This window comes from Leptolyngbya sp. NIES-2104, assembly GCF_001485215.1.
Taxonomy (GTDB): Bacteria; Cyanobacteriota; Cyanobacteriia; order Leptolyngbyales; family Leptolyngbyaceae; genus Leptolyngbya.
In genome coordinates this window covers 5,095,792-5,112,095 of sequence record NZ_BBWW01000001.1, presented here as the reverse complement: position 1 = coordinate 5,112,095, position 16,304 = coordinate 5,095,792, and the positions used below count along the sequence as shown (strand labels likewise).

Annotated in this window: 11 protein-coding genes; 2 read left to right on the top strand and 9 right to left on the bottom strand. The window is 48.5% G+C overall.

Annotation, left to right across the window (positions count from 1 at the left end):
- Positions 1-6 precede the first annotated feature (6 nt).
- From NIES2104_RS24520 to NIES2104_RS24510, 3 genes are read right to left on the bottom strand one after another with little or no spacing between them, the layout of a single operon-like run.
- Complete coding sequence (locus NIES2104_RS24520) at positions 7-1,233, bottom strand: glycosyl hydrolase family 8 (protein WP_059000846.1); 1,227 nt, start codon at positions 1,231-1,233, stop codon at positions 7-9.
- Positions 1,234-1,250: 17 nt separating this feature from the next.
- The gene (locus tag NIES2104_RS24515) at positions 1,251-3,566 is read right to left on the bottom strand and encodes a tetratricopeptide repeat protein (RefSeq protein WP_059000845.1); all 2,316 of its coding nucleotides are present in this window, start codon (positions 3,564-3,566) and stop codon (positions 1,251-1,253) included.
- Positions 3,567-3,607: 41 nt separating this feature from the next.
- Complete coding sequence (locus NIES2104_RS24510) at positions 3,608-5,182, bottom strand: carbohydrate porin (RefSeq protein WP_156427036.1); 1,575 nt, start codon at positions 5,180-5,182, stop codon at positions 3,608-3,610.
- A 320-nt stretch (positions 5,183-5,502) separates the two neighbouring features.
- Here NIES2104_RS24510 and NIES2104_RS24505 point away from each other — a divergent pair, with 320 nt between their 5' ends.
- A complete protein-coding gene (locus NIES2104_RS24505; protein WP_156427035.1) occupies positions 5,503-6,231 on the top strand; it encodes a hypothetical protein in 729 nt (242 codons plus the stop codon).
- Between the two features lie 46 nt (positions 6,232-6,277).
- Here the strand turns inward: NIES2104_RS24505 and NIES2104_RS24500 are convergent, their stop codons facing one another.
- Both NIES2104_RS24500 and pgeF read right to left on the bottom strand, forming a co-directional pair.
- A complete protein-coding gene (locus NIES2104_RS24500) occupies positions 6,278-7,024 on the bottom strand; it encodes a hypothetical protein (RefSeq protein WP_059000842.1) in 747 nt (248 codons plus the stop codon).
- A 258-nt stretch (positions 7,025-7,282) separates the two neighbouring features.
- On the bottom strand, positions 7,283-8,038 hold the full coding sequence (gene pgeF, locus NIES2104_RS24495; protein WP_059000841.1) for a peptidoglycan editing factor PgeF: 756 nt from the start codon (positions 8,036-8,038) through the stop codon (positions 7,283-7,285).
- Positions 8,039-8,487: 449 nt separating this feature from the next.
- Between pgeF and NIES2104_RS31005 the strand changes: the two genes are divergently transcribed.
- The gene (locus tag NIES2104_RS31005) at positions 8,488-9,600 is read left to right on the top strand and encodes a M23 family metallopeptidase (RefSeq protein WP_072218127.1); all 1,113 of its coding nucleotides are present in this window, start codon (positions 8,488-8,490) and stop codon (positions 9,598-9,600) included.
- A 46-nt stretch (positions 9,601-9,646) separates the two neighbouring features.
- On the opposite strand, the gene NIES2104_RS24485 is transcribed toward NIES2104_RS31005, so the two are convergent.
- From NIES2104_RS24485 to NIES2104_RS24470, 4 genes are all read right to left on the bottom strand, one after another.
- Positions 9,647-10,672: an ABC transporter permease gene (locus NIES2104_RS24485; RefSeq protein ID WP_059002056.1), complete on the bottom strand. Its 1,026-nt coding sequence runs from the start codon at positions 10,670-10,672 to the stop codon at positions 9,647-9,649.
- A 9-nt stretch (positions 10,673-10,681) separates the two neighbouring features.
- The gene (locus NIES2104_RS24480) at positions 10,682-12,193 is read right to left on the bottom strand and encodes an ABC transporter ATP-binding protein (protein ID WP_059000840.1); all 1,512 of its coding nucleotides are present in this window, start codon (positions 12,191-12,193) and stop codon (positions 10,682-10,684) included.
- A 61-nt stretch (positions 12,194-12,254) separates the two neighbouring features.
- A complete protein-coding gene (locus NIES2104_RS24475; protein ID WP_059000839.1) occupies positions 12,255-13,496 on the bottom strand; it encodes a BMP family protein in 1,242 nt (413 codons plus the stop codon).
- 173 nt (positions 13,497-13,669) lie between these two features.
- Positions 13,670-16,276 carry a chloride channel protein gene (locus NIES2104_RS24470; protein ID WP_059000838.1) on the bottom strand — a complete coding sequence of 869 codons (2,607 nt, stop codon included), beginning with the start codon at positions 16,274-16,276 and terminating at the stop codon, positions 13,670-13,672.
- Between the last annotated feature and the right edge of the window lie 28 nt (positions 16,277-16,304).

Genomic DNA, 16,304 nt, shown 5'->3' with positions numbered 1-16,304 from the left:
GTTTATTCATGGAAGGGATACGTTTGCGGCTTGAGTAGGTTCAGTGAGGTAAGTTGCTAGATGGTTTGGAGGGAGCAGACCAAACCAGGCGAGATTCTGAGAGTAGTAAGCGGAATCGTTATCCCAGAATCCATTTCGGTAGGAGGGCAATAGCTTTTGAGTGAGAATTTCCTGTGCGATCGCAGGATCGATCACGCGGAAAGCAGCGTACAACATTCCGTATTGTGAGGTGGCTTCATAGTCCACGAGCGGACGACCTTGCAAATCGAGCTTGGCGGGAATTTTGCGATCGCGTTGCCACATCTGTTTGAGATAACCAAGATTTGCCTGGAGATAGGCTTTGGCTCTCGGTTCTCCAAACCAAGCGGCATCAAGCGCCACCCGCCACCAAACTCGGCTGGCATCGAATCCATATTGGGTAATCAGTGGACTGCCTGAATCAAGCGCGGTATACGCTCCGGTGTTTGGATCAACGGCAATCCAATCGCTCGGTAAGTCCACAGGTGAGACTTTCGAGGATTGCTCTAACATCTGATAGCTACTGTCTACGAGACTGAGCCAATCGCGCTCTGAATCCACTTGGGCAAAGAGGCGAAAGGCATAAGGGGCAAGGTACGATGGATTCGCTTTGAGCTTCTCGTTTCGTTGAAAAAGCGCGATCGCTCCCGGCAGTAAATACCGTTTTCCATCGACGGGCAATGTGATGGTCGCGTGTGTCCACAGATCTTTTAACTTGGTACGCGCAAGCTTGAGATAATCGGGACGCTGCCACCGTCTCGATGCCAAAATTAACGCAGTAATCGCATCAATATCAGCATCACTAGCAACATTTGCATCAAGAATGCCCCAGCTACCATTCGCATTCTGTCCCCATTTCCATGACCACAGAGAATCAATCGGCTGGTTGGCTTTGTCTCGTCGCTGTAAGTTCGTTTCTGCCCATCGAAGCGCGATCGCGAATGTTTCAGGATCATTTACCATGACCGCTCGTAACATTGCATAGGCTTGACCTTCGGAAGTCGATCGTCCATTTGCTTCCCAATCGATCACGCGCCCATCGGCTTGAATGAACCGCTTGCGATAAGCTGTCCAACTTTCAGCTAGTAATGAACTGTGATCGGCTGTCTCAACACTTGCTACAAAAGTCGAGCGTTGAGGTGGAGCCGCACAGGAAACTAATCCTCCGAGTCCAATACATCCAGCAATTGTCAGTGGTACAAGCAAGCGCAACATATTGATCACCACCAAAGTTAATAGCGCTCCCAAGGAGGTTGAAACCCGCGTTGTTGCAACATTCCTTCTTGAACTTTCTGGATACGTTGCTCTAGTTCGGGGTCTGATGTTCCTTGCTCTACTTGTTGAATCTTGAGTTGTTCAAATTGATCTAATGCAGCGAGCGGTTGACCTTGAGCGGCTGAGAGTTCAGCAAGCGATCGCAGTGCAATTCGATTGTCTGGATCAAGCTCTAGAATTTGAGAATATAGACTAGAAGCAGAGGAAAACTGACGCTGCTGGAATCGCACACCACCCAGACCAGAAAGGGCATCTAGATTTTCTGGCTGTACTTTCAAGATGGCTTGATACGCATCTTCGGCGCGATCGGAGTTTCCAAGGGTCTGTTCGAGTTGGGCTTTGAGGAAAAGCAGCGAGACGTTTGAGCGATCGTCCGTTGAGGTTTGACGAATTCTTGCCATGAGTCGGTTTGCTTGTGCTCTAGCCTGTCTCGGATCGCGGCTTGCGAGGAGTTGAATCAAGCGAACTTGGACAGGAACATTAGTTGGGTCAGCTTCAATCAGTGCGTTGTACAATGGCTCACGACTTGAATCGCTCGGTAGAATGCCAACGAGCGTGTAGAGTTCTGACGGAGTTTCGGATGGTCGCGATTGCAGGAATCGAGCGAGTACCATTTCGGCTTCGCTTTCAGAGATTTTTTTAGCTTGATAAGCGACTGCGGCACGACCGAGTAGAAGCTGTAGATCTTCAGGATTGTCAGCGATTAAGCGATCGTACAATTTCAGTGCATCATCAAATCGATTTTGGGCGAGTCTCAGTCCGGCTAAAGAACGAATTGCACCCGATTTCAAATCAGCACTCACATCATCAGAAATTAGAGCTTCATAGCGTTTTGCAGCAGATTCAAGGTTGCCTTGTTTGCGATCGAGTTCTGCGAGTAATAATTCAGAAGCGCGATCGCGTGAACCTACCGAAGTTGATTGATATCGAGCTAAAGCTTCTTTTGCTGCCTCGAATTCGTTCTGTTCGATGAGAAGCTGAGCAAGACGGAAATTTAAGAATGGTTCGTTCACTCCACTCCGAATCAATCGTTCATAGACAGGGAGGAATTCGGGATCGGGTTCTAGACGAACTAATGCTTGAGCGATCGCGAATTGTTGTGCTGGCTCATTCGGGATTGATTGCAGAATTGGTCTGAGTTGCTGACGGATTTCACTCTCTGTTAGCGTTCCGAGTTGAGCTTCTAGAGCGAGTTTCTGAATGATTAATGTTTGATTCTCAGGTTGTTGTTGAGCTAGTTGACGATAAAGTTGCAGGGCTGTTTTACGCTCTTTTGGAATTCCGCTTAGAACATCTGCAATTTCTCGTAGCAGAACTGGAGAAGGATTTGCAGTTTCATTGAGCACTTGACGGTAGAGCGATCCAGCTTGTGCAACCAGTTCGGGGCGATTCTCTTGTCTACCTAATTCATTCAAAGCGCGGGCTAGAGGTAGACGAGAATCAGGGCGATCGCGTAATGGATCAAGGACTGCTAAGGCTTGCGTAGATTGGCGATTTGCTAAGTAAGCTTGCGACAGTTCTGATCGTACTTGAATCCCAAAAGCGTTGATTTGTCTTGGAAGTTGTCCTTCTAGAAGTGCGATCGCTTGAGTAGAATTTCCCAATGTACGTAAAGCACGAGCGTAAGCGATCGCAGCATTTCCAGTGATAGGTGTATTCGTTCGCGATCGGTAGCGTTCAAACAGTTCTAGACCTTTCTGTGAATCACCCGCATACGTGTAAATTTGCGCGGCTCCTAACAGCACTTCTGGTGTTGGATTCGCTTGCAAAACAATCTCGTAGTCTGCTAAAGCTTCAGAAAACCGCCCTTGATAGCCATACAATAAAGCGCGTTGGGCACGAGCTTCTGAGTCTGTGCTATTGAGCTTTAGTAGCGTTGTGAGTGCTTCAATCCCCTGTTTTTGCCACTCTGGTTTAAAGCCAGCCAAGATACCGATCGTTTTCAGCGCTAATGGATTGTTCGGATCTTGCTGTAGTACCCGTTGGTAAGCTTGCCAGGCATCACCATCGCGCCCTGCTCGACGAAAAGAAATCGCCAGTCCTAACTTTGCCTCGATCGAGTCTGGATACCGTTGAATCGATTGCCTGAATGCTGCGATCGCATCATCGACCCAACCTTTACCAAGGAGCGTATAAGCTTCCCGTACATCAGCAGGAATCGTTTGAGATTGAGCGATCGCAGATTGCATCTCTGCAACGGTAAGCAGCGGAGTCCCGACGAGAAGCCAGCCGAGACACAGAGAGAGGGTGAACTGTTGCTTTATGCGAACCATGTTAGCCGGGTGTTTGCGAGTGTTCATGGGATCGAGAGAAATCACTGGGTCTGTCTGCTTCTGGGGGTCACATCGAATTCTGTTTTCACGCGAACGCCCGCGATCGTTTCGGAGAAGTTATTGCGCTCTTGAATCGAGAAACCAACCCGCAGATTGGGCAATAACCGGAAGTCGTAGAACAATTCCAAGACATCGGGATTGTCGATACCACTTTGCCTCCGAAGTTGGTCATTGGATAGTGCACGACCGTAGGCAAGCCCTAAGCGATCGTCGCGTGTAAGCAAATCTAAGAAGGTGATGCCAGCGCTGAATGTGTCCCCGCCTTCGCCTAAATCGAGATTGTTATAGCGTCCATAGCGTCCGAAGAGTCCCATTCTTAAGCTGGGGATGAATAACTCAGCGTTCACGCCATAAGCTTGTTCTCGATCGCCTCGAAGTAATCCGGTTTGTCCTTCACCTCGACTGACTTGAAAGACCTCCTGGAAGCCGCTATCCGAGCCAGAATCGCGATCGGTTGCATAGGTTCCACGGACAATCAAGTTGCCGTAACGAATCCCTAATTCACCTGCAAATCCATCAAGAGCAAAATCACCCAATCCTCTTGAAGATGAGAACACCGCTGCTTTTGCTTCAATGTTGTCAGTGAGGCTGAAATTCACCAATGCGCCTGGTCGTGAAGCAATTCCGGTCGCGCTTAGAGCAGGGTTGGTCTGGAAAACGGCATTAAAAAACTGACTTGCTCCATCTTTAGCGAAACTATTGCGATCGAAGTACGAGGTCAAATCAATCTGACCGACGACAAATCGCAAATTCGGAAGGTCACGCGGCGAGGTTGCGAAGTAAAGTTCCGTGATATTGAAGCCATTGTCTGGAGTATCCGTGAAAGCTCTACCTGTTGTCAGATCAAGCGTTGCACCCACTAGTGCATTTGGAGTGAGCGGATAGACACCAAATAATCTCGCCCGCGCTGAAGTCTGATCGCCTTGATATAAGTAAACACCCTGAAAAGTAAGATTTGGCGGAGTAAGCGCGGTACTGCGGAGAAAGGGGCGATCGCGAGTGAGTGAATCTGCATTACGACCGGATTGAGCCATCAGATCCGATTTACTGTGAGAGGCATTGAGCGCGATTTCGGTCGGTGCAGCTTCAAAACTGGATGATTCTTTCATCGCGTCGGGACGAAGACCTCTGATCGTAGAAACCGGAGCCGTAAAGCGCTGCTGAACAGGAATAGTTCCAACTTTGACATCCGTTGCCGATAGAGTAGATGCAACTAACGGAGATCGCTCAATACCTTGAGTAGATGGAAGCACGATCGGTGATGCTGCTGTCGGTGGCGCAAAGCTCGGAGTTTGAGAAGTAACGGGTTTTACGGATGTTGCCTGCCCAGATAGCTGCTGGATGAGGTCAGCTTCCGATTGAATCATGGGCTGCGATCGCTCAATAGGCAGGTTCGGTTGAGACACCGCAGCGATTTTAGTTGCAGCGCTCTGGTCTGAGGGATTCGCTTGTGCGGGTTTTCCCGTATTCAGACCTGCAAATAAAGCCGCGATCGCTGAGGTCACTACACAGGATAGAAGAGAACTGAATTTGGCAAACCGGGTTATATCTGACATATCACACTGTTATGGCTCGATAGACACTCTTGAAGTGCCAGGAACAAAGTAGATAGAACCTAAGTTAGTAATATTACTGAGTTAGAGGCAGTGAATTTTACTAGAGTATTAGGCTTCTCAGGAATTGACCCCGGATGCTGTGACCGAAATCAATCATCGTGCCTAGAGTTCCCGCAAAAACCCGAATTGAATCTTCATCTTTCGGCTACTAATATTTTTAGCCTGACTAGTAAAAAACGATACATCTATTTATGTCAGCCGTGAAACTAGCTCGCTGGATTCAGGTGTGAACCGCTTTCGCTGGTCAGGGAATGACTAATGTGAGCGACCCACTTTGCGATCGTTCACCGTATCCCTTACGAGAATTCACGATGAAAGGCTTCCAAAAAATTCTTCGACTCTGTGCCAGTAGCACACTGATTGCAGTTCTGGTCTTTTGTACAGGCTGTACTGCCATTCCCTTCTACAGCCAAACTGCTAAAACCGAACTTTCGATGCAGGTTGAATCCACTCGTGATCCGGGTATTTACCAAGTCACAGGTCGTAGCAATTTGCCAAATCAAACTCGATTGACCATTCAAGCAATCCGAAATTTGCAGCCCAATTCTCAATCTGGGCAGTCCTATTCGATTCTGGCGCAAACAGAAGTCAAGGTCGAACAAGGAAAATGGCAAACCTCGCTCAATCTTTTGCAGCAAGACAAATTAGAAGCTTGGCAAAAGACTGCTAAAGCGCTGAATCTCAAATCTGAACCGGAGAAACAAGTCCGATTCTTAGCGGTGACTGAACCAACAGAGAATTCGATCGGGATTCAATCACAGTCCACTGCTACGGGAAATCAGGGAACTAGCATCCAGTTCACAGCGGATGGAAGAAGCTATCTACAAGCCGAGCAGGTTTTATCGATCGAGCTACCCAGAGGAAACATTATCGCTTCGGAAAAACCTGCTCAAACGGTTGTAAAAGTCGCAGTTCAATCGATCAATCAAACGAAAGAGACGAAATCACAGACCGACGCTGAGTTGCCCACCCAAGCATGGATGAGATAAGCCTATCAGGGCGCAACCTAGGAAATAACCGAGTTGCGCTCTGAGATTATCTTTGTACTGTCCAAGTTGGATCGAGGGCTTGGAACCGTTGTGCAAGATGGTTGAGCGGCGTGGTCTGGGTTGTATTCGAGGGAGGTTCAACGCGGAGAGTTGATTGAATCGTTTCAATCTCAGACATGATTTGCTGTAGCTGGGTTTGGAGGTGCTGCATTTTCGCGATCGCATCTCCCTCAACAGCGGAATTGCTCATCGGAATCGGTTGAGCGACGGGACGAGCAAATCCTAAAAAGGGTTGAGCAGCGTGAAGCGGTGCGGCAGTCTGTAACCGAGTCGGAACTGGAGCAGGTTTAGAAGCGATCGGCATCGGAGACAGTGCAGGTTGAGCCGATACGGGCGTAGGTGAATGGAGAGGTGCGTCTTCATCGAGAAAATACCTCAGCCCAGAATCCGAAAGATAAGCATCAGACATGAGTGCTTCTTGTAGTTGAGCTTCTTTTTGTTTGAGTTGCTGCTCAATTTTGAAGCGTTGATCTTCGGCTTCTTTGACTTGATGAGCGGAGGATTTCCAAGCGATCGCGGCACAAGTCGTAAAACTTGCACCTAAGCTTAAGATGCCAGCCAGTGCTAGATAAGAGTTAGCAATATCTCTGAGTTGTCCTTCAAAAACGCGCTCTTCTTTGAACTGAATGGATAAAGGCTGTGAGCCATAGAGTGACAGAGGAATGGCGAAAGCTGAGAAGACTGTACCAGCAGCAAGCGCAGCGGGGACGAATAACTTTCCGAGTGAAGACATAGGTGAAGTTCTGAGTATCTGGGTGACGAAAACCGTGTTTCGATAGGTGAATCTTGTATTTCTCGAAACCTTTGAACCGGATCGCGGCTTTACGAGTTTGAGTATTACCTATCACTATTCACATTAATCGCTTCACAAGGCAAAACAGGTGTAAATCTGATGAAGAGTCGCCAAATCACCGAAAAGTTTCTGTAAAAATGCGGTTGTGTTTTGTTGCTGGACTACAAGTTTTTCCTGAGTTCTCAAGAAACAGAATGATTATCTGCTAACAATGCCCGACCACTGAACTTTTTTGAGCTTTGCCCGACGGTAAGAGAAGAAATTCGCTGGATCTTGATAAGTGCAATGAGGTGCGATCGCAATTTGCTCCGAGGTGATTCCCATCTGTTCGAGTTGAATCGCAATTACCCGCCGCACATCTAAGCGCGATCGTCCTGGAGTCGCATCTTCCAAAATCGGCGAATTTGGCAAACTCATTAATCGATCGAGCGTGGGATTGGGATCGATCGAGGCTCCGACTTCTAGCGCGACTTGATGCGAAACTTGATAAACCTCACCAGAAATCGCCGGACCTAGTGCAATTCTGAGATCTTCGAGTCGGCTGCCTTGAGATTGAAGTTTCGCGATCGCAACAGGCACAATTTTTTGTGAAGTCCCGCGCCAACCTGCATGAACAGCGGACACATTTCCAGTTTTCACATCGCCAATCAAAGCAGGAGTACAGTCGGCACTACACGCCCAAACCGCTTGCTGAGATTTCCCACTGACTAGTCCATCGGCTTGAGAGAAATTTTCACGATCGTAAGGATTTTCCAATTCAAACGGTGATAGAACAACGTTCCCATGCACTTGATGAACTCGGTATGCGTCAGCATTTGGATTGAGCACTTCGGTCAATTCAAACGGCGATCGAGGCGAAAACTGCTGTGTGAAGAAGCCGTGTCGCCAAGATTCTAGAAGGCTGCAAGTGAGGTACGGCAGATCGTTCCAGGTTTGCCAGTGCCAATCGTGCATAAGGGGCATCCGCGAATTTACTAGCTGCTATCGTAACGGTTTATTGCAGCATTCGTGTACGGAGGTCAGGGTAAAAGTGAAGTTTACGTGAATTTGATTTGCGATCGTCATTCAATCCTGTCCAAGAGATTACGAGGCTTGAATCTTCTGGAGTTCAGTGATTCTACTTGAATTCTCAATTCATCTGGCGAATTTCCACGAAAGTGTTTTCACTGACCGAAGTTTTGGCATCATGGCAAACGAAATCGATTCATAGAAATCTTGGAATTGAATTATGTGAATTCAATAAAAAGCCCGTCTTCGTCCCGGATTTGTACCGAAAACCCGGTACTATGTCACTGGAATATGGTTAATTAGTGTAAAGAAATCCCCCGAAGATCGAACGGAACTTAGTCAGAGTCATCATCGACGAGTGAATACGAGCAAGCCTGAGAGAGGATACTACAGTTATGACGCAGCGACCTAACCCAATTCGACCCCGACGCACAAAGTTACTCAGACGGTTGGGATGCCTCGGTAGTTTGGGTGTTTTTAGTAGTGGAATGACGCTGGCACAAGCTTCCCCGATTGTTTCGCCTTCGCCAGTTGTTTCACCTTCTCCGGTTGCGGTTGAGCCAACTCCACCTGCTCCTAGTGCAGCGGTTGTTTCTACAACTCCAGCATCTGCACCTGCGACTCCGGAAAAAGCGACTCCTGATCCGACTCCGCCCGTTCAGATCGAAATTCCCAAGTCTTCTCCAGTTTCTGAATCGTCGCTGGTGCAACCTTCTCCCGCTGCGAGTCCTGCGCCAAACTATGAGCCACCTAGCTCGATCGTGATTGAGAAGCGCAATTCAAATACCACACCGACGAAAGTCACGACCACTCCGCCTAAAACGACTGGAATCGCGAACACTGTTTCCAAGGCGATTTCTGGAGTGATGCGTCCGAAGTTCAACCCGACTCAGCCAGAAGTGACCGCAGAAGCGACTCAGACCACGACTTCGAGTTGGACACCGCCTTCGATCGTGCCTCCGTCGTTTGTTCAAAATTATTTCAATCGCACGATTCGCCCCTTGGGTCTTCCAGGAAATGGGGACGTGCGCTTGCTCTTCCCGCTGTCGATTCCGAGTGCGATTACTTCGGTGTTTGGATGGCGGATTCATCCGATTACTGGAGATCAGCGGCTACATACCGGAACTGATTTAGGTGCACCGATGGGAACTCCGGTGCTGGCGGCGTTGACGGGTCGCGTGATTATGGCGGATTTCTTTGGTGGGTATGGATTAGCGATCGCGCTTGAACACACGAACGGATCGCAGCAAACCCTTTATGCTCACTTGTCGGAAATCTTCGTCAAGCCTGGAGATGTCGTGAAGCAGGGTACGGTGATCGGTCGAGTGGGCAGCACCGGAAATTCCACGGGTCCGCACTTGCACTTTGAGTTCCGTCAGCAGACTCCAGAGGGAGGTTGGGTTGCTCAGGATGCAGGATTGTCGCTGGAACAAGCGGTCGCTCAGTTGACGAAGTCGATGCAAGTGACTCAGCAAACCCAACAGCAACAGGCTCAAGCACCCCAGTAGTTTAGATTGAAGTGATCGCTAAAAGCAGAAATCTTTCTAGCGATCGCTATCTTGCCACTCGCTTCCATTCGCTGAATCCTTTGCCTAGAATCACGAACAGGACTAGCGTTCCTTGAATGACTCCTGCTAGAGAAGATTCCAAGCTCAGATCGAGTGGAAGCTGCAAACTACCGATGTTGAGCGCACTAAAGAAGAACGCGATCGGTAACAGCAGCCAAGCATTCAGTCCAGCTAGTAATGTGACCAGTAGCGCTAAAAATCCTAATCCGCTAGAGATATTCGGAATCAAGCGGTGAAAAACAGCGACGACTTGAAGCGCTCCAGCAATGCCCGCGAAAGCTCCACAAATGGCAAAAGCGCTTAAGAGTTGGCGAACTGAGGGAATTCCTAACACGTAAGAAGCGCGGAGATTTTGCCCGACGGCTCGGAGTTTTAAGCCGAAGTGAGTTCTGCCGAGAACGACGATCGTAATCGCGATCGAAATCAGCGCAAGCAATAACGCGATCGGACTGGCATCCGTATTTCCAAACGTAGGCAACCAGAGGGATTCGGGAAACTGTTCTGTTCCGCTCATTGATGCCACACCCGGACGCTTCCAAGGTCCAAATACAAGATATAAAGCGATTCCGTCCGCAAGGAAGTTCAAACCCAAGCCCGCAAAGATTTCATTAATGCGTCCATAGATATTTAGAACGCCTGCAAACAATCCCCAAAGCATTCCACCGATTCCACCTGCCAAAATTGCGAGAAAAAGCGCAACGGCAGGCGGTAAATTGTCCTGCGTCAATCGCAACATGAAGGTTGCGGCAATTCCACCAAAAGCGATTTGTCCTTCGATGCCCAGGTTGTAGAGTCCTGCGGTGAACGTGAATAACAAACCGCAAGCACAAATTAAGAGCGGTGCGAGAGTAGCAATCACACGGGCGAACTGTCCTGGTGTGCCGAATGCGCCGGAGATAATCTCGGTGAAAACTGCGATCGGGGATGCCCCCGCGAATAAAATGATGATCATCGTAAAGACGAGAGCCAAGACGATCGCGCCAACTTGATAAGTGAGGGTTCGATTGAGCATCATACTTTCCTAAATGCTTGCGGGTTCTGCTTCAACAAATCGTCCGCCGATCATTTGTCCGAGCTTTTCGACGGTGAGTTTTGCGGCTTCAATCGGTGCAGAGACTTGCCCGCCGCTGAAGACGAGAACTCGATCGCTATATTGCATAATTTCGTCTAAATCTGAGGACATGAATAGAATCGTAGTTCCGGTCTGACAGCGGGCAATCAATTGCTGCCAAACCCACAGCGTAGATTCAATGTCTAGTCCACGCGTCGGATGTTCCATTAACAATAAATTCAGCGGTACAGGTAATAGTGCTAACTGCGTGCGTTGTTGGTTGCCGCCAGAGAGCCGCTCGACTTGTGAATTGGATTTGCCTCGAATGTTAAAAGTTGCGATCGCTTCCACGGTTTTCTGGTGGCTTCCCTTCCAATCAACCATTAGCTTTTGCGATGGATTTCTGAGGATGAAATGCTCGTGAATTGTGAGTCCTCGGATTAGACCATCTCTTAAGCGATCGGCTGGAGAGTAGCCAATTCCAGCTTTGAGATAGTCCGAATATGGCTTCTGAGTCATATCGGATTGAGCGATCGTTACTGTTCCCGATAGAGGTTTGAGCAGTCCGGCACAGAGAAGTAATAAAAGTTGCTGTCCACTGCCTTCAAGTCCTGCAAGCCCGATTACTTCGCCTTTGTATGCTGTGAAATCGCCCAGATCTAAAGTTAAGCGATCGTCTTTCACGACCACATTGTTTAACTGCAACATCGGTTCCGGTTGTCGGGTGACAGGCTTCATTGGTGGAGCAAGTTCTTTGCCGAATATCAGATCAATTAAAACTGAATCAGGACAGGGAATATCGACGTTTCCGACGACTTTTCCAGAACGCATCACGGTAACGCGATCGCACAATTCTTCGACATCTTCTAACTTGTGCGACACGAAGATCACAGATTTCCCTTCTGAAGCAAGCTGTCTCGCTGCATTGAATAATGCGGTTTTTTGATCTGCTGAAATTCCAGTCGTTGGCTCATCGAGAATCAGCGTTTTAACACCGAGAGACAGTAAACGAATGATTTCAAGCTGTTGACGCTCACCGACTGTGAGATCAGAAACTCGACTGTTCGGATTAAGTGAAAAATTCAGCGATTGAGCTAAGCGACGAAACTCTTGACGAGCGCGATCGGGATTCACGAACTTTAAGCCTGAGAACAGCCCTTTAGACAAGACTTCGCCACGACCAACCATAAAATTATCGAGCACAGTTAACGGCGGAAAATCGAGCGGGTCTTGGTGCAACATCCCGACACCCGATCGCATTGCATCGGCTGGAGTTTTCACGTTTGCGGGTTTTCCGTCGAAGAGAACCTTACCGGAATCTCGACTGATAAAGCCGCTGAGAACTTTCACGATCGTGCTTTTTCCCGCACCGTTTTCGCCCAACAATCCGTGGATACTGCCCGCTTCGACGATCATTGAAATATCGTCATTCGCGAGAACTTGTCCAAAGCGTTTTGTAATCCCTTGAAGTTCGATTCGCATACTTTCTTTCACATAGCAATAAGAAAAAGTGGTTCGTATCGACTACGAACCACTTTTCATTCTATTTACTTGGACCTTCCATTCCCGCTAATAACTGCGGCATATACCAAATTTGCTGATCGGTTGCGGTTGCTCCCGCTTTGACAAAATCGGTTCCATCTTGGAATTTGATCGGACCTTTGTAGAGATTGATGCTGCCGTCTGCCATTCCCTTGACAAACTCATCGAGAAACTTCTTGTTCTCGCCCAATGCTTGTCCTGAATTGAAGCCGATCATGCCTTTCTGCGGTGAAGTCAGATTTTGGAAATCTACACCAGACCAGACAAATTCGCTCGGATAGTTGCCCGATCTGGCTTTCTGAACTGAATCTGTGTAGGGCAGTGACCAACGGTAGAACGGCACACCTAAACAGATGTTAGGTGCAAGCGTACATCCCGTTTCCAAATCATAGTGAACGAATTTCACAGGCTTACCCGCGTCGGCTGCTTTTTTCCCTTGAACGGCTGCTTCAGGGGTATCAATTCCGCTCATGACTACATCAAAGCCGCCGTTGTAGTAGTCATCTGCAACCTTTGTCGGATCGAGCGTTTTGCCTGGAATGTTGAACCAGAAACCGATCCAGGTGACTTTGAAGTTCAAGTCAGCAGCAGGGCGTTTACGATAGTTCTCCCAGCAATATTTCGCACCCAGGAATGCAGCAGAACTGTAACGCCGCGTTTCGTCATTGATCAGCGGTCCAAGATAGCCGATTTTTCCGGTTTGACTGCCTAATGCCGCCGAGCAACCTGCGATCATTTTGCCGAACTCCATCCGTCCCATGATGTTAGTCAGGTTAGGTTGGCTCTTAAAGTTCTGTCCTTCTTTCCAGGCATAGTCACCGGAAGCGTGGATTACTTTGACGGACGGATGCTTTTTCGCAGTTTCGAGGGCATCGTCTTTAAAGTCGTCAGAGTTGAAAATAACGAGCTTCGCGCCTTTTGCGATCAGATCATCGGCAACTTGAGACCCTTTGACGTTTGGGCGATCAGCAGGGTTCACTTTATCGACGAATTCTAATTTACTTCCAGGTACGTTTTTGACTGCGGTTTCGATGCCTTCAAAGTGTGCTTGGTTCCAGCCTGCGTCGTTTCGGGGTCCGACTAAGATCATTCCCACAACGAAATCGCCGCTGCCGCCTGTTGCTCCTGGAGAAGATGCGGTTTGGTTTGGGGTGTTTCCGGTTCCGCAAGCTCCCACGATCGAGCCTAGTGCAATTGCAAATCCAGCTTGTCGGAGCAGTCGAGAAAGCCAATACTGTGTCATATTTTGCAGTGATTAAAACAAAACGGTGAGGTGTGGGAGCGAGGCAAACAAGTGTTTGATGCTCGGATTATCACGAATTCGGGCGATCGTAAAATGTATTCCAAGCCACATCAAATTATCAAGATTCGCTAAAAATTGAGGGAATTGCAGAAATTTTTAATTTATTTGTACTGTTACGAAATTGCGCCCCGAACTAAGACAACGGTGCAATCACAGCGGCGAGCGATCGCTTCAGGAATATTGCCTTGAATCGCTTGCTGCAAAAATCCCTCACGAGTCGCCCCTAACACAATCACATCACACTGATCTTTTTGAGCGAGATCGATGACCGCACCAGAAACAGAATCCGCGCAAACGGGCATCAGTTCGACCGGACAAGCAATCTTTTCACTCAAATACTTCATGGCTTGATTGAGCGAATTCGGATCAGGTAAGTCCCGCTGCGGTTGGTGGATTTGGCACAAGCAGATTTCTGGGTGATTCGATAATTGTGCGATCGCAGGCATCAGTTGAATTGCTTGGCGAGAATTGGGACCGCCTGCGGTGGGAATGAGCCAGCGATCGAGGGTCGTTCCCTCGCCAAATTTCACGAGGACGACATCGCAACTGGCTTGACGAATCATCGTATCGACGACATTGCCAAAAATGCGTCCGGGTGTCGAGGTTTCACCGTTCCAGCCCATGATGATCAAGTCGATGTGACGTTCTTTAATGGTTTCGAGAATCGCTTGGGAAATCTCATGAGTCACGCGAACTTGAGTATGAACGGAAATATCCCATTGTTTTCCTAAGTGGGCGGCTTTTTTGAGAAGTTTGCGGCTGATTGTGGTTGAAACGGCGGTTTCGGCAGGATTGCGATGACGGGCGATCGGGATAACCTGCAAACATTCCAATTCGTATTCTCGATCGTGTGCGATCGCGGCTGCCATTTGTAAGAGTCGTCCTGCGGTTTGAGGATTCGCGATCGGCACTAATACCCGACCTTTTCCGGTTTCTGGTGCGCGAGTTTGATAAACCACGTAAGACGGCTCTGGTTGCGGTCCAATTTGGGTCGAGTTCGAGAGCTTATCGGATTCGGCTCGAATGATATCAGCGCGGGTGATAATGCCGACTAATTTTCTACGATCGATCACAGGTAAGCGACTGATCTTGTAGCGATTCAGTAAATATAAAACCTGACTTAACGGATCTTTAGGATGCACAGTCACAGGTCTGGGAGTCATGATTTCACTCAAAGGCTGAGTGTGATCTAAACAGCGTTCAGTGATGTGAGATAAATCTGTTTCTGTTACGATTCCAACTAAGATTCCATTGTCAATCACGGGAAAGCCGCGATGATGCGATCGAGAAAATGCCTGAATTGCTTCATCTAAACTAATCTGACTCGATAACGTTTCGACTCGTCGCTGCATTAAATCTTCCGCAATCAAACCAGACAACCGCGTTTCCATTTCTGGATTTGATTGCAGTTGTATTCCTCGATATTCCAATAAATGTTTATAAATCGACCCACTAAATGTACTTTCTGCAACTAAATAAGCGGTCACAGATCCAATCATCAACGGTAGAACAATATTGAAATCCGTGGTCATCTCGAAGACAATGACGATCGCGGTAATTGGTCCACGAGTCACCGCACTAAAAAATGCTCCCATTCCCGTCAGTGCTGCGGTTGTGGTCAGTGATTCACTCAGATCCAAACCGAGCGGAACTCCAGCATTTTCAATACTCTGAGCCGCAAAACTAATGAGATAACCGAGCGCAGATCCCAAAATCAACGAAGGCGCAAACAATCCACCCGGCGCACCTGACCCAAATGCAACTAGAGTCAGAATAAATTTGGTGATGAAAATGACCGCAGTAATTCGCCAACCCCATTCACCCGTAATCCAAACTTCTTGAAGACTGGCACCATCGCGGAGAGCACCCGGAAGAATCGCGATCGCTAATCCAGAAAGTCCCCCTGCAAACGCAATCCGAAACGGTAAACTCCAATTCAAGATCTTGCTGTTTACTTTTAAGCTAAACAGAATTCCCCGAACAAACAGCGATCCAAGCAGTCCCGATACCACTCCCACCAGCAAAAAGATCGGAATCGATTCGACACTGAAGCTCGTCATAACCTCGATTCCGTATGGAGTGCCGTTAAATCCGTTTCCTCCTAAAAGTCTCGATACCACCGCACCCACAAACGATGCCAAGATTGCCGTTCCCAGAGTCAGCCCTGAGACATCCTGTAAAAGCTCTTCGACAACGAATAAAACACCAGCGATCGGGGCATTAAATCCCGCCGCTAATCCCGCCGCCGCTCCCGCTGCGATCAATTGTCTGCGGTGAATCGGAGAAGTCGGAACCCAATCGCTTAACTGCGCTGCGATCGCGGCTCCGATTTGAACCGTTGGACCTTGCCGTCCTAAATTTAAACCTGATCCGAGTGCGAGTAACGTGGTGACGAGTTTCGCGATCGCCACTCTCACATTCAAAGCACTCGAAACGCCACCCAAAGCCGCTTTGACTTGAGGAATTCCGCTTCCTGCGGCTTCGGGTGCGAATTGTTCAATGATCCACCCTGCCAACAATCCCGCCAAAATGCCGATCGCCGGTAGGACAATCCAAGCAGGATAAATCGTCGCGGTTTGTAATCGCCACTGACCAAGCCAGCCGACTCCTTGCTTGAGAGCAACCGCCGCCAATCCTGATACGAATCCGATTAAGCACGCCTCAAAAACTGCGAGTTGCTTCGGTGACACCGCACTCAATTTAAATCTCGATAGCCGCATGTTGAGGCTCTGAGGAACGAAGATGCAG